This window comes from Deinococcus aquatilis DSM 23025, assembly GCF_000378445.1.
Lineage (GTDB): Bacteria > Deinococcota > Deinococci > Deinococcales > Deinococcaceae > Deinococcus > Deinococcus aquatilis.
Window position 1 is genome coordinate 1 of sequence record NZ_KB899745.1, and the last position, 14,112, is coordinate 14,112.

Below are 14,112 nucleotides of genomic sequence, written 5' to 3' on the forward strand. Positions count from 1 at the left end.
GGCCGCCCGATCTTGGCCCGTAAACTTTGCGGGTCGGCCGGTATGAGGTGCGTCGTAGAGCGCCGCGTCTAAACCACCCAACACAAAGCGTTTTCGGATCGATTGCGCCATCTGCACGCTGATCCCTAGGGCCTCGCTGATCGCCAAATCGCCCAACTGCCGATGGGCCATCAGCAAAATTTGGGCGCGGGTCATGACCCGCGCCTTGTGGCTCCCTTTCGTCGTGATTGCTTTCAGGCTTTGTTCCTGCTCAGGGCTTAACTCCACTTTGTAACGCAGAGAACGAGGCATATCTGACTCTACTAAATTGTAAAACGCTGTACTAGCCACCCATGCGGGGGGCACCGGCATCATCAGCGAGGCCTCGCATCCGCTGCTGGCCGTCAACGCCTGGCTCGGCCCGTTCGGCTTGCGCGGTTTACCCTCGGTTATCCCGGCAGCCGCGCTGGTCATGCTGGGCAGCCTCGCGGGGCGCCTCCTGCAGCAGCGCTCGGCCGGCGCCGTGCCGCAATTGCTGGCCCTGGGCACAGCGCTCGTACTCTCGGGCACTGCCGCAGGGCAGTTCAGTGGCCTGCCGCTGAGCAAAGCCCTCTGGACACCGCCCTACATTCTGCTGGCTGCGGGGCTGGGCACCCTGGGCCTGCTGGGCATGTACGCGCTGGCCGATTCGGGCCGCGTGGCTTGGGGGCGCCGCCTGCTCGCGCCGCTGACCATTCCGGGGCGCAACGCTCTGGCCGGTTACGTGCTGCCGATCGTGGTCAAGGTCTGGATTCTGCAGGCCTGGAGCGTGACCTGGACAGGGGACGAAACCTCCCTGCAGCGCGCCCTGCTGCTGCTGGCACAGCAGGGTTTCGGCCCCTGGTGGGGCGGCTGGCTGTACACCCTGGGCTACGTTCTGGCCGCCTGGCTGGCGCTGGCCTGGATGGCCCGGCGCGGCCTGATCTGGAAGCTGTAGGGTCAAGTGTGCCGGAGTGTGGGCCGTTGATCCACCCGGTTTCCCTGCTCAGGCCTCCTGGAGCAGCGGTATACCCGCGCTATACCCGCGCTCTCTATCTTGGACTCATGAAATTGTTGCTGCTGTGCGCCGCTCTGGGAACCGGAGGCTCGGTTCAGACCACCTCGGCCCAGACCACCCGTCCCGCGCCCATCCCGCCCGTAACTCCCCCCGGGCAGGTTCAGCCAGTGGCACCCGGCACCCGTCCCGCGCCTGTGCTGGCCACCCTCCGGCTCAGCCCAGCCGTGCCCGGCGTGCAGAAGGTGGAGGTGCTGAGCAACGGCTTTGTCAAGGCGGCCCACGCCTTGATTCTGTTGCCTGCCCGGGACGCCGCAGCCCCGCGTGCGCTGATCCTGGCGACCCAGAGCGTGCTGGCCGCCTTCCGGGCCGACCCATCGCTGATCGAGGTGGATGTCAGCGTGTACCGCAAAGAAACGTATCAGGGGTTTGGCGGGCCGCTCCCGCTGCTCACTCTCTCGGTGCCGCGCGCCCAGCAGCGCACCTTTCAGGCCGCGCTGCAGACCGGGCAGTACGGGCGGGTGTGGTCTCAGGGGAACCCGGCCACGCCAGAACCAGAGTTGACCCCGCTCCAAGAACTCGAGCGCCTGCCTGTCTTCATCGGCAGCCAGGCCGAGCTCCTCCGGCAGCGGTTGACGCAGGCGACGGCGCAGACCAGAGGCGGGATCCGCGGCGGACTGCTGTTCAAGGGCACCCCCACCCGCCGGCAGGTGGCCCTGACCTTTGACGACGTGCCTCACCCACTGTACTTCCCGCTGGTGCTTGACGCTCTGCAGCGGGCCGGGGTGAAGGCCACCTTTTTCGTGATTGGGCGCAACGCCCAGGCCTATCCCTACTTCGTGCAGGACATGGTCAAAGGCGGGCATGAGATTGCCAACCACACCTTCCACCATGTCCGGCTGCCGGGCCTCAGCGACGCACAGATCAGGAACGAACTTCAAAGCACCAATGACCTCCTGACCCGCCTGAGTGGCCAGCCTGTGCGGTTTTTCCGCCCGCCCGGGGGCCAGTATTCCGCCCGCGTCCTGAAGATCGCTGAGGGCCTGGGACTGACCACCGTCTTTTGGACGGACGATCCCGGCGACTTCCAGAATCCAGGGGTGGAGACGGTCGAGGCCCGCTTCGCCCGTAACCTGCGCCCTGGCGGCATCATCTTGCTTCACGACAACGCCCCCGACGGGCTCGCGGCCCTGCCGGATCTGCTCAAGGTCGCCCGTGAGCAGGGCTACACCGTCAGCACAGCGGGCGCCCTGACCCGGTGAATCTGCGCCTGTGGCTGAGCGGCCTGGATCCGCTCGTTCTCAACCTGATGACCTTCGCCCTCCTGAGTCTGGAGGGCGCGGGTGTTCCCGGCATCCCCGGCGTGATTCCGATGGTCGCGCAGGTCGCGATGATCGACGCCGGCCACACCACGCTGCTGAGCGCCGTCCTCTGGGGCGTGCTCGGCAACTGGCTGGGCAGCCTGCTGGGCTACGCCCTGGGCCGCTGGGGGGGGCAGCGCCTGCCCGCGCACTGGAGGGCAGCCGTGCAGAGTGAGCGCCACGTCACGCTGCTGGCCCGCTGGGGTGCGCCGCTGATCGTGGTGAGCCGCACGGTGGGCAGCCTGCGCACTCCAGTCACGCTGCTGGCCGGGATGACCGCTTATCCTTGGCCGAAGTACCTGGCGTTGAGCCTGCTCGGCGCGGTGATCCATGTCGGCGTCTGGCAGACGGTGCTGTGGCGCTTTGGCCCGGCGCTGCTGCCCACGCTCGAACAGTGGGGACGTGAGCTGCTGCTGGGTTTGGCCGTGGTGATAGGAGTTGGACTCGCTCTCCGCTGGAGGCGGGCGCACCGGGTCACGTCACCTGTGAACGAATAGAGACGAAAACCGCTGTACTGCTGCTTTACCTTCGGCAGGCACGCTAAAGGCATGAACATTTCCTTGACCACCCCGTGGAAGCGGCTGCGGCAGGTTTCTTTCGATTCCCGTACCCTGGCCACTATCCGTCAGGCGGCTAAGCGGTTCAAGGTACCAGCGCCCCTGATTGCCAGCGTGCTGGCTGACGAACGGATTCGGCTCAATCTGCTTGATCATGTCCAAGACAAACTGCTGCGTCTGAGTGTGCGGCTTCCAGAACGTTCGGCCCACAGGCTCCTCGGCCTGCTGACGTGGCTCTGCGGAAGGGACGTCGACACCTTCAGTCTAGGTATGGCACAGATGAAGCCGGCGACACTCAGTCGGTTGGGCCGCCTGCAGTACCTCACGGTGCCCCTGACCGCTCTTGGACGCCGCGCACAACTGCTCGACGATACCCAAGCGCCGCTGCTGGTCGCGGCGTGCCTGCGTGCCACAGCGGATTACTGGCAAAAAGGTGGGGTCAGTCTTGAAGGTCGCCCGGAGATCTTGGGCACACTCTACAGTGTAGGCCTGACTGGAGCGCGCGGCATTCATTCGGCTCCCCAACCCTCAGCGCGGGGTCAAGCGATCGCCGATCACGCCGCGTGGCTGGCTGCACGGGAGTTCGGTGGTCGGGAGCAGGTTCCCAATACTCCACGCACCGTATCGCACTCCCCAGAAATGCCGTCCCCAATCCCATTTCTCTAAACTGACATCTTTTGTGGAATGGATTCGCGGAGGGACAGCAGGGGTGATGGCAGTGACCCTGTCGTGGCTCAACGGCGAGGCGGCGCACAGAACAACACAAGGTGCCAGGCGAAGCTTCTGGCCGTGAACCCACTTGCCTCTGCACTGGAACCCCTTGACCGGGACGGGAAATCCCTTCTGTGATGCGTTGTTTCCCTTCTAAACCTTTACCTTAGCCCCATCTCTGGCTCGTCCAGCTTGGACGCTTCGGTAAGCCTCTCTCAGTGAACGTCTGCAGGTCGTCACCGAAGCGCAAGTGCTGGCCGCCACCCACCGTCAAGCGGAGGTGCTCCAGATCGTGTCGACGCCCGCCGTGCAAGCCTTGGACGCCATCGCTGGAGCTATGCTGTTGGTCAATGATGTCCACCAGTGGAGGGTAGTCGCCACCTGGGGCGACGCCTCAGATGCCCAGACCCTGTGGCAGGACGGCCCCATGTACAAGAGGCGCGGTGGGCAGCGAGAGCGACGTTCTGGCGCTCGTCAAACAATTGTGTATGCGGGCCTGAACCATGTGAGCGGCGCGTACTACGAACTCGAAGACGGCCTGTGGAAGGCGCGCGTCTGGTCTGAGGACATCCCGCCGGACATCGCCGCGCAAGTTCAACAGGGGGTGCCGCAAGACGTGCCTCGGACGGCTGGGGGCTGCCCCCACTGCGCGAGGCGGCGAACGCCAGACCGATGACCGATCTCTTTGGCCCGTCAACATCACTTGCTTTTCTATACGCGTACTTTACCCTCCGCGCCTACGGTGGCCGTGGAGGTTTTTGATGAATACAAAGATGATTTTACTCGCGGCAGCGCTCCTTTCCGGCCCGGCTGTACTGGCGCAGACGACAATCACTCCGGGCAAGTCCACCCAGGTGGCCCCCGAAACGCGCCCGGTGGGCGATATCCCCGACAACCAGGCGTTCGTGCGCTACAGCAACGCGGCGGGCGGCTACAGCCTGGAAGTGCCCGAAGGCTGGGCCAGAACGGTCAAGGGGAGTCAGGTTGCTTTCGTTTCCAAGCTCGGTTCAGTAGAGGTCTCGACGGCGGCAGGCCGCACGCCTCTCAGCGCCAGCAGCGTCAAGGCGAACGAACTGGCGGCGCTGGCAAAGACCACTGGCAACCTGAAAACGACGGCGGTGAACGTGGTCAAACTTCCGGCAGGAGCGGCGATCCGGGCCAGCTTCACGTCCACCGGGGCAGTCAACGCCGTGACGGGTAAAGCTCCGGCGCTGGAAAATGAATTGTTTGTGCTGAATCACGCCGGCCAGCGCGTGACGGTGCGCTTCTCTGCCCCGCTCGGCTCGGACAACGTGGACGCCTGGAAGCAGATGTCGACCTCGTTGCGGTGGCGGTGAGGTGATGACTTCTCCCACACGGTCCCCTGTCTCCGCGACATCACTGTTACAAGCCACTGATCTGTACCGCTTTTACCACGCCGGAGATGATGAAACCCGCGCGCTCCGGGGCGTATCACTGGAACTGCGTTCCGGGGAACTGACCGTCTTGCTGGGCAGCAGCGGCAGCGGCAAGAGTACCCTGCTGGCCTGCCTGGCCGGGCTGGATGACCCGGACGGTGGGCAGATTGAGATCTCCGACACGCGGCTGTCGCGCCGTCCCGAGGGCGTGCGTGCCCGGCTGCGGGCCGAACATCTGGGGATCATGCTCCAGAGCGGCAACCTGATCCCGCACCTGAACGTGCTGGACAACGTGCGCCTGACTGGGCAACTGCTGGGCCGTGACAGCGAGGACGGCGCAAGGCGACTCCTGACTCGGCTGGGCCTGGAAGAACGCCTCTCCGCTTTCCCCAGTCAGTTGTCCGGCGGCGAAACGGCCCGCGTCGCCCTGGCCGCTGCCCTGGCGCACGGCCCCCGCATTCTGCTGGCCGACGAACCCACCGCCGAGGTGGACGCCGACACCGAAGACCGCGTGGCCGCCGTGATCGCCGAGTATGTCCACGCCGGACACTGCGCGTTAATCGCCACCCACAGCGCCCGCCTGGCCGGACACGCGGACCGGGTGCTGAAGCTGAGGGACGGGAGGTGGCAGGATGAATGAGGTTACTCAGACGTTTCAGACCGATTCAGTGCGTCACCCGGCCTCCACCACGCCTGACCTCGCCCTGGTGGAAGCGCGGGGCGTCTCGCGCACTTTTCAAGTGGGCGGTCAACAGATCACCGCGCTGCATCCCGTGACCCTTCAGGTGGGAGCCGGAGACCGCACCGCCCTCCTGGGCGCGTCGGGCAGCGGCAAGAGTACGCTGCTGCACCTGCTGGGTGGCCTGGACACGCCCAGCAGCGGCACGATTTCCTGGCCCGCGCTGGGTGGGGCGGCCTCGCTGCGGCCCGGTCAGGTGGCCTTCGTCTTCCAGGCGCAGAGCCTGATGCCGCCCCTGAGTGCCCAGGAGAACGTGGCCCTGCCGCTGATCCTGGCCGGGCAGGACTACCACTCGGCCATGCACGAGGCGCTGTGCTGGCTGGAACGGCTGGAACTGACCTCACTGGCACCGCAACTCCCCGAGGAACTGTCGGGCGGGCAGGCGCAGCGGGTGGCCGTGGCCCGCGCCCTGATCACGCGCCCGCGCCTGGTGCTGGCCGACGAACCCACCGGGCAACTGGATTCCGTGACCGCCGCGCACCTGCTCGACGTGCTGCTCTCAGCGATGGAGCCAGGCGCGGCGCTGGTGATGGCCACCCATGACCGCATGGTGGCTTCACGGCTGGACAGCGTGTGGCAGATGGCGGATGGACAGCTGATCAGCACTTCAAGTCGCGCGGCATCGGCGCAAAACAGTTCGGTGCACAGGGGGACAGCATGAACGGCACCTGGCTGATGGGCCTGTTGCGGCGCAGACCCCTGCGCATCTGGGGCAGCGCGGCGGGCGTGGCGCTCACGGTGGCCTTTTTAGCGCTGCTGCTGGCCTTCGTCTCGGCAGGGCGAGCCAACATGACGGTACGGGCGGCGCAGTCTGTTCCCGTGGACTGGCAGGTGTTACTGGGCCAGACCGCCAGCGTGTCCGAGGCCGAAAAGGCCGTCCGCGCTGCCACTGCCGTCAAAACCGTGTTGCCCGTGGGCTACGCGGACGTGCAGGGCTTCAGCGCCACCACCGGCACGGGCACGTCCGCCACCACGCAGACCACCGGGGCGGGCAAGCTGCTGGGCTTACCACCCGGTTACGCCGCCGCCTTTCCCGCCGAATTGCGGTCTCTCATCGGTTCCACAGAGGGCGTGTTGCTCTCGCAGCAGACCGCCGCCAACCTGCACGCCGGGGTAGGCGACAGCGTGAACCTGCTGCGCTACAGCGCTCCCTCAATCGCGGTGAAAGTGGCGGGCGTGGTGGACCTGCCCAACGCAGACTCGCTGTTTCAGGCGGTAGGCGCACCCAAGGGGTTGGCCCCACAAGCGCCGCCGGATAACGTGATCCTGATGCCCCGTGCGCTGTGGGACAGCGTTCTTGCGCCGCAACTGCTGGCGCGGCCTGACACTGTTCGTCAGCAGCTTCATGTGCGCCTGGCCACCGCTCTCCCCAACGATCCGGGCCAGGCCTTCGCCCTGGTGGGCAAGCTCGCCAACAACGTGGAGGCACGGCTGGCCGGGTCTCCCGTGGTAGGCAACACGCTGGGGGCCAAGCTGGACGGCGCGCGGGAGAGTGCGCTGTACGCCGAGGCGCTCTTTCTCTTCCTGGGTCTGCCTGGCGCGCTGCTGGCGGCGGCCCTGACCTTCAGCGTGGCGGGGGCCAGTGCCGGCCAGCGCTTGCAGGAAGCGGCGCTGCTCCGGGTGCGCGGCGCATCTGACACGAGGATTGTGCGGCTGGGTGCGGCGGAAGCGCTGAGCGTGGCGGCTGTGGGATTGAGTATAGGCATGGGCGCTGCTGCCCTGCTGGCCCCGTCGCTGGCAGGAACAAGTTTGGATATCGCCTCTGCCCTGTGGCCCGCGCTGACCGGATTGGCCCTGGCGCTGGGGGCGGTGCTGCTGCCAACCCTTGCGGCGGTGCGTTCATCCAGCGTGGTGGCGCAGCGGCAGGCCGTCCGGCGAACAGGTGCGCCACTGTGGCAGCGTTTTTACCTGGATTTCGTCCTGCTGGCTATCGCTGGTGCCGTGTTCTGGCGCAATGCTGCGGGCGGCTATCAACTGGTTCTCGCGCCGGAAGGGGTGGCCAAGGCCAGCATTCAGGTTGAAGCCTTTCTGGCTCCGCTGGCACTGTGGCTGGGCGGTACATTGCTGGTGCTACGGCTGATGCGCGTGCTGCTTCAGCGGGGCGTGCTGTCGCGGCTGCTGCGCCCGGTCAGCGGACGCCTGTCGCAGATCGTGGCCGCCGCGCTGGAACGGCAGGGACCGCTGCTGGGACGCGGCGCGGCGCTCGTGGCCCTGGCCGCCGCCTTCGCGCTGTCCACGTCCATCTTCAACGCCACCTACAACGATCAGGCGCGGGTGGACGCCGTACTCACCAACGGCGCGGACGTGACTGTGACCGGCAACGCGGCGGCCCCGGCTGGGCCGCAACTGACCTCTCTGAAGGCCATTCCCGGTGTGGCGGACGCGCAGCCGCTGACCCACCGGTTCGCCTACGTGGGCGCGGATTTGCAGGACATCTACGGCATTGACCCGGCGCACTTTACTGACGTCAGCCACCTGTCCAATAGTTACTTCAAGGACGTGACGGCGACCCAGGCCCTCGCCAAGCTCGCGGCCCGGCCCAACGCGCTGTTCGTGTCGCAGGAAACGGTTAACGATTACAACCTGTCGCTGGGGGACGCAGTGCGACTCCGGTTGCTGAATGCGAAAACGAATCAGTATCAGGTAATTCCCTTCACGTTCGTCGGCGTGGTGCGCGAGTTCCCCACCGCACCCAAGGATTCCTTTCTGGTCACGAACGCGACTTATCTGGCCCAGATGACAGGAAATCCGGTGGCTGAGGTGGCGCTGCTCAAGGTCAGCGGCAACCCGCAGGCAGTCATGACAGCGGCACAGACGCTGACGGCCAACCTGCCGGGCGTGCAGGTCACGGACCTGAACACCGTGCGCGGGCGCATCGCTTCCGGGCTGACCGCCGTGAATCTGGCGGGGCTGTCACGCATCGAGTTGGGCTTTGCGGCGCTGCTGCTGGCCGGGGCGACGGGACTGGTGCTGGCGCTGGGCCTGACCGAACGGCGGCGCACCTTTACCGTCCTGAACGCGCTGGGGGCAAAGCCCCACCAACTCTCGGCCTTCCTGAACGGTGAGGCATGGGCCGTGGTGGGTTTCGGGGGCGTCTTCGGCGTGGTGATCGGCCTGCTGGTGGCGCAGACGCTCATCAAGTTGCTTCAGGGCGTGTTTGACCCGCCGCCTGAAGCGATGCTGCTGCCGTGGCTGTATCTGGGGGGTTTGCTCATCTCGGCTGTGGTTTCGACTGCCATAGCGGTGGGGTTCGCCCGGCGGGCATCGGGGCAGAGGGTGACGGAAGTGCTGCGGGCGTCTTGAGGTGCACAGGAGAAAGCGGCTGGGATATCCCAGCCGCTCTGTTTGGTGCCTGTGATACGGATTCCGGTCATTCAGTTACCTTTTGGGACGGCACCAAAATCCAACACCATTCTGGAATCCGTACTTTTCTTCTCCCGTTGGTCGAATCTCGCAGTTATTGCATGACGGTTCAACCGGAATCCGTATGACCTGCTCGAGCACAAGAGTTGCGGGCATTCCATTTCAGGAATGCCCGCAACTCCAGCTCCCGCACTGCCTCAAACCCTGACCGCCAGAGCGGTGGCCTTTACCCCAACTGGACCGAATACCTTATGTTCTTCCAGACAGCGGGCATGGGCAGCGATAGCCTCCCCCTCAAGGCGGGGAACCGGGTGCAGGTGACCTTTGCGGCTGGGCTTCAGGTGCCTTACGTTACGCGGATCAGCGGGATTGTGGGCATGGGGGCCAGCGAGCCCCTGTTCTACAACCCCGATCCTGCCGGAGACGAGGGGTACGGGGTGGTGCCCGACGTGCTGTTCTTGCCGCCCGCCTCCGTTGCAGCGGTCGCTGGAAAGCCCATTCCCGGCCAGATCCGGGTGACCAACAACCTCTCGAAAAAGCTGGACAACGCCAAAATGCTGTTTATCTTCTTGACCCTCCCCGGTGTGGCGCTGGGGGCCTACTTGAGCAAATACGCCACGGAATTGGCCAGTGGGCCGCTGCGGCGCGACATCAGTCAGCTGCGTGTGCGCGGGGCTGCCCAGAAGGCGTCGAAGGTCTCGGGTAGAGACGGCAACAGCTCGGGCAGTCGGCGCTGCCACACATCCTGTGGCAAGAGGTAGGCGTCGAGGTCCTTGTACTTACGGCTCCCGGTGACCCACACGTCCCCGGCTCGCGTTGCGAGCCGCAACTCGTCGAGCACGCACAGCTCATAGGCCCGGCGGTCGATCTCACCATCCCGGAACACCTGCCCCGCCCACTTCTGCCGCACGAAGCCGATGGGGACGTGTTCCGGCAGCGTCCGCTTGTTCGTGGCGTACATCTCGCGCAGGAGTCCCAGCGCCTCGACTAGAGGCGCGGCCGTCCCTTCAGCCTGGAAGGTGAACGTCGCAAGCATTCGCGGCGCGTAGGACCGCACCTTGGCATATCCCTTGAGGGTGTGGTGCAGAGGGTTCAGTTGCTCAGCGTGCACCACCTCCCGCTCCCGCACCGTCTCGACGAGTTGCTGCCAGTTCACGACGGCCTCAATGGCCTGGTAGGGGTCGGCGCCCTGCTCACGCGCGGCGATCACCGCTGCGCAGACCGACCGAAAGGTGCCGAACTGCTCGACCAACGGCGGACCCTGCTCTCCGAACACTTCCGCCGCCTCCCGTTCACCGTCTCGGAGCAGGGACACCATCACGCGGTCGTGCATATCGAGCACGGCGTCGGTTAACGTCTCCGACAGGTCGAAGAGGTAGGCCATCAGGGTCGCCCGTCGCCGCTGTGGCTCGAAATCTCCCAGGTGCGAGGCGCTTAGGCGCCTCGCCTCCTCAGCCAGATGCTCCAGGCGGCTTTGCGGCAGGAAGGCGCGCAGGTTGCTCTGCACGTGAAAGGTCCGCACGAAGGCCAGCCGGTCGAGCAGTGCCAGGACATGTTTGGCCTTGGGAGCGCCCACAGGCCGACCCAGCCACGCGAACCGAGAGACGGGTTCGTCGGCCTGTGGAGCGAGCAGGGCGTCCACATTCCCGGGCAGTTCGCCCTTGAGCGGCAAGTTGAGCAGACCGTAGGTGTGCTGGTCGGCCCGGACACGCGCCGCCTGGACGAGACGTTCGAGCACACTGAAGCGCGGCACCAGCACCCTGCGCCGTCGCAACTCGTCCACCAGGGCACTCATCAGACGAAAGGGCTGATCGGTGACGACGGCCAACGGCATCAACCAGTCGCGCAGCTCGTGATTCAACCGTCGGGACAGCTCCATGTATCCGAACCTGTGGCACAGGGTGGCGAAGTGTTCGTGCCAGGTCGGATCCCGGGTGGCGTATTGGACGTAACACGCTGGGTCTACCCGCAGTTGCTCGGCCAGGGAGGCCAACACAGCCTCAGGTGGTGTCTCTCCAGACCGCAAAGCGCGCCCGAGGTGGCCCAGCACGGTGAGCTGCACAGCGTAACCAAGCTTGTTGAAATCTCGCCGCCGCTCCCGAATCAGGTGCAGGTCGTCCTCACTCAGGAGGTAGTACCGGGAAAGGATGCGTTCGTCGAGCGGCGGAAAGCGCGTGAACTGCTCGCGCTGAGCTTGGGTCAGCAGGGGTGGGGAAGGAGGACCCATCTTGGCTCAGGGCCTTCAGTACACGCCGGGGAGAAATCGGCGGACACGCCGCCGGTAGGCTGGGTACTCCGGGAAGTGCCGCGTCAGACGGCGCTCCTCGTCCCGGGCTTTGAGGTCGAACAGGAGGGCGAGCCCGCCGCTTAGCCCCAGCGCCCCCCGGTGCCCGCTGTACAGCGCCCAACCCAGCGAGGCGAGGAGCAGGCCGCTGTAGATCGGATGGCGGGCTAGGGCGTAGGGTCCGGTCTGCACGAGCTGTCCTTCCGCCCGTGGTTCAGGGAGGGGCGTGAGGTTGGATCCCAGCCGCAGGCCACTCCAGCCCACGAGGGTGCCTCCGGCCAGCACCAGGAGGATGCCTCCGACCCGCAGCCCCCATGGCGTCCTCCGTCGAGGCCGCAGCAGAGGCAGGGCCACGATCCCGACGAGCAGGAGAACTTGGGCGGCCACGTATCCCTCTCCCCGCGCGCTCCAGCGGTGTTCGGATACGGTCATGTGTGCCCTCCTCAGTGCGGGAGCCGGTCTTTCAGGACGCCGTACAGGTACGTCCCCAGCAGCGCGAAGGCCAGCACGATCAGGATGGGCCATACCCCGGCCCCCAGCAGGACGAAGATTGGCCCCGGACACACCCCCGCCAGCCCCCAGCCCACCCCGAAGGTCAGCCCACCGAGGACGTAGCGCCGCCAACCCTTCTCCTTGGTGGTCACGGTGATGGCCTGTCCGTCGCGGCTCCTCAGTCCGCTGCGGCGCAGCAGGGCCGTGGTAATCATCCCCGTGACCACCGCCGAGCCGATCAGGCCGAACATGTGGAAGGACTCGAAGCGGAACATCTCCTGAATGCGGTACCAGCTCGCCGCCTCTGACTCCACCAGGACAACGCCGAAGTACAGCCCGGCGAGCAGGTAGGCGAGCAGGCCGGTCGCCGCGCGGGTAGTCGAGCCAGAGCCGGTATGAACGCCGGGAATGTTGCGAGATGTGGTCACCGGATCACCGCCATGAAGAGGGGAAGGAGGAAGTTCGCGCTCAGGATGCCACCGACGAAGAACGAGATGGTGGCGATCAGGGAGGGGCCTTGCAGAGTGGACAGTCCGGTAATCGCGTGCCCGGAGGTGCAGCCGCCCCCGTAGCGCGTCCCGAAGCCCACCAGCAGGCCAGACAACGCCAGCAGCAGCCACACGCCGGGGTTACCCAGGTCGGTCAGCTTTGCAGGCAGCAAGCCGGGCCGCACCTGCACGCCGAGGGCTTGAATGGACTGCACGCCCGCCGCACTCAGCCGTGTGGGTTCTGGGTTGGCGAAGATCAGACCCGCCAGCACCCCGCCCAACACCAGCCCACCCGCGAACATCAGGTTCCAGCGTTCTTTGCGCCAGTCATAGCGGAAGAAACCGGGTTTGGCCCGTTCGGGGAGCAGGATCGCGCAGGCGTGGCGCAGGTTGGAGGAGATGCCGAAGGACTTGTTGCCGAGCCACAGCAGCAGCGGCACCGTCAGGCCGATCAATGGGCCGCCCACGTACCAGGGCCAGGGCGAACGGAGGAAGTCGAGCAGTTCAGTCATGGAAGAAAGGACCTCGGAAAAGGGAGTGAGGAGGTGAACTCCGGGCACCGCCACGGGAGAATAGGTGGAAGAGATTCAATGGCCCAGGTGTGCCTGGGCAGCCACAGGAGGACTGAGCACCTTGGGCACGTTCGTCGCCAGCACGTACAGGCCCATCACGACGAGGAAGCCCGCGAAGCCACGTTTCAGGCTCTCGTTGGAGACCTTCTTGCCCAGCCGGGCGCCCAGGAAGCTGCCCAGGATACCGATGACGGTGAACATCATAATGAGGTTCCAGTGCAGCCCTGGACTTTCCAGCGTGTTCAGGTGCTTGAAGAAGCCCGTCGCACTGTTCAGGGTGATGATCGTCAGGCTGGTTCCCACCGCGAGGCCCATCGGCAGCCCGCCCAGCAGCACCAGCGCGGGGATGATCAGAAAGCCTCCGCCCACGCCCACCAGTCCGGTCAGGACCCCGACACCCAGCCCCTCCAGGCCGATCTTGAGGGGGGAGCGGGGGTGGGCGGCCTGGACCTCTCCCCGCTGCGGACGAAACATCATAATGGCGGCGAGCAGCATCACCACGGCGAAGAGCAGCAGTTGCACCACGCCGCTGAGGTACACGCTCAGGGCCGCGCCCAGAAAGGTGCCCACCACGCCGGGGATGCCGAACCACAAGACCGAGCGCCAGTCGATCTGCCGCTTGAGTGCGTAGGGAATCGCCCCGATCAGGCTGATGCCGCCCACGATGGCAAGCGATTCGGCAATCGCCAGCTTTTCCGGCTCGCCCACGAGGTAGACCAGCACCGGCACGGTCAGGATCGAGCCGCCCGACCCCAGCAGGCCGAGGCTCAGCCCAATCAGCGCGGCACCGATCCAAGCGAAGATCATGGCTGCTCGCCTCCGTTGAGGTCGCGGCCCTCACGCATCCAGGCTGCGGTGCCCCCGGAGAGATTCATCAGCCCGGTCTTGCCCTGGGAGGCGAGGTAGGCTGCCGCCTGCGAGGAGCGGTTGCCGCTCGCGCAGACCAGCACGGTGTTCGGCCCGATCTCGCCTTCGCGTCCGACGAGTTCGCTCAGGGGCAGGTTCACGGCCCCGGGAATGTGCCCGGCGACGTACTCCTCGCACTCGCGCACGTCCACGAGGCGGGCGCCCTCACGCCTCGTGCCCTCAAGTTCGGTGGTGAAGATGTCCTGGTAGGTCATTGGAAGCTCCTTTCA

17 protein-coding genes are annotated in these 14,112 nt (G+C 65.9%); 10 read left to right on the plus strand and 7 right to left on the minus strand.

All coding sequences use genetic code 11. The features are described from left to right. Positions 1 to 453: helix-turn-helix domain-containing protein (locus tag F561_RS27460; RefSeq protein ID WP_169389554.1), on the minus strand; the 453-nt coding region annotated here is incomplete at its 3' end. A gap of 49 nt (positions 454 to 502) precedes the next feature. Here F561_RS27460 and F561_RS26225 point away from each other — a divergent pair. The 10 genes from F561_RS26225 to F561_RS28185 all read left to right on the plus strand — a co-directional run bounded on the left by F561_RS26225 (position 503) and on the right by F561_RS28185 (position 9,901). Then, a complete protein-coding gene (locus F561_RS26225; protein WP_157452044.1) occupies positions 503 to 955 on the plus strand; it encodes a hypothetical protein in 453 nt (150 codons plus the stop codon). 107 nt (positions 956 to 1,062) lie between these two features. After that, positions 1,063 to 2,274, plus strand: a complete 1,212-nt coding sequence (locus F561_RS0120260) for a polysaccharide deacetylase family protein (RefSeq protein WP_019011798.1) — start codon at positions 1,063 to 1,065, stop codon at positions 2,272 to 2,274. After that, positions 2,271 to 2,870 (plus strand): DedA family protein, encoded by a 600-nt coding sequence (locus F561_RS26230; protein WP_019011799.1) that lies wholly within the window; start codon positions 2,271 to 2,273, stop codon positions 2,868 to 2,870. The genes F561_RS0120260 and F561_RS26230 overlap by 4 nt, the downstream gene beginning before the upstream one ends. Positions 2,871 to 2,921: 51 nt before the next feature. Then, positions 2,922 to 3,596, plus strand: a complete 675-nt coding sequence (locus tag F561_RS0120270) for a hypothetical protein (RefSeq protein WP_019011800.1) — start codon at positions 2,922 to 2,924, stop codon at positions 3,594 to 3,596. Positions 3,597 to 3,891: 295 nt separating this feature from the next. Next, positions 3,892 to 4,317, plus strand: a complete 426-nt coding sequence (locus F561_RS0120275) for a hypothetical protein (RefSeq protein WP_019011801.1) — start codon at positions 3,892 to 3,894, stop codon at positions 4,315 to 4,317. 85 nt (positions 4,318 to 4,402) lie between these two features. Beyond that, positions 4,403 to 4,978: a hypothetical protein gene (locus tag F561_RS0120280; protein ID WP_026299106.1), complete on the plus strand. Its 576-nt coding sequence runs from the start codon at positions 4,403 to 4,405 to the stop codon at positions 4,976 to 4,978. A gap of 4 nt (positions 4,979 to 4,982) precedes the next feature. Beyond that, positions 4,983 to 5,678: an ABC transporter ATP-binding protein gene (locus tag F561_RS0120285; RefSeq protein ID WP_019011803.1), complete on the plus strand. Its 696-nt coding sequence runs from the start codon at positions 4,983 to 4,985 to the stop codon at positions 5,676 to 5,678. Next, on the plus strand, positions 5,671 to 6,438 hold the full coding sequence (locus tag F561_RS0120290) for an ABC transporter ATP-binding protein (protein WP_019011804.1): 768 nt from the start codon (positions 5,671 to 5,673) through the stop codon (positions 6,436 to 6,438). The genes F561_RS0120285 and F561_RS0120290 overlap by 8 nt, the downstream gene beginning before the upstream one ends. Continuing rightward, entirely contained in the window at positions 6,435 to 9,080 is a 2,646-nt protein-coding gene (locus F561_RS0120295) for an FtsX-like permease family protein (RefSeq protein ID WP_019011805.1), read from the plus strand. Before F561_RS0120290 ends, F561_RS0120295 begins: the two co-directional genes overlap by 4 nt. A 311-nt stretch (positions 9,081 to 9,391) precedes the next feature. Continuing rightward, positions 9,392 to 9,901, plus strand: coding sequence for a hypothetical protein (locus F561_RS28185; protein ID WP_083922574.1), 510 nt, complete (start codon positions 9,392 to 9,394; stop codon positions 9,899 to 9,901). On the opposite strand, the gene F561_RS0120300 is transcribed toward F561_RS28185, so the two are convergent. The 6 genes from F561_RS0120300 to F561_RS0120325 all read right to left on the minus strand — a co-directional run bounded on the left by F561_RS0120300 (position 9,796) and on the right by F561_RS0120325 (position 14,097). Continuing rightward, a complete protein-coding gene (locus F561_RS0120300; RefSeq protein WP_019011806.1) occupies positions 9,796 to 11,367 on the minus strand; it encodes a DUF4158 domain-containing protein in 1,572 nt (523 codons plus the stop codon). The genes F561_RS28185 and F561_RS0120300 overlap by 106 nt on opposite strands. 15 nt (positions 11,368 to 11,382) lie before the next feature. Then, on the minus strand, positions 11,383 to 11,856 hold the full coding sequence (locus F561_RS0120305; protein WP_019011807.1) for a methyltransferase family protein: 474 nt from the start codon (positions 11,854 to 11,856) through the stop codon (positions 11,383 to 11,385). 11 nt (positions 11,857 to 11,867) lie between these two features. Beyond that, complete coding sequence (locus tag F561_RS0120310) at positions 11,868 to 12,344, minus strand: DUF6691 family protein (protein ID WP_019011808.1); 477 nt, start codon at positions 12,342 to 12,344, stop codon at positions 11,868 to 11,870. Then, complete coding sequence (locus F561_RS0120315; protein ID WP_019011809.1) at positions 12,341 to 12,916, minus strand: YeeE/YedE family protein; 576 nt, start codon at positions 12,914 to 12,916, stop codon at positions 12,341 to 12,343. The genes F561_RS0120310 and F561_RS0120315 overlap by 4 nt, the downstream gene beginning before the upstream one ends. 75 nt (positions 12,917 to 12,991) lie before the next feature. Continuing rightward, positions 12,992 to 13,783 carry a sulfite exporter TauE/SafE family protein gene (locus tag F561_RS0120320; protein ID WP_019011810.1) on the minus strand — a complete coding sequence of 264 codons (792 nt, stop codon included), beginning with the start codon at positions 13,781 to 13,783 and terminating at the stop codon, positions 12,992 to 12,994. Next, a complete protein-coding gene (locus F561_RS0120325; protein WP_019011811.1) occupies positions 13,780 to 14,097 on the minus strand; it encodes a rhodanese-like domain-containing protein in 318 nt (105 codons plus the stop codon). Before F561_RS0120325 ends, F561_RS0120320 begins: the two co-directional genes overlap by 4 nt. Positions 14,098 to 14,112: the final 15 nt, after the last annotated feature.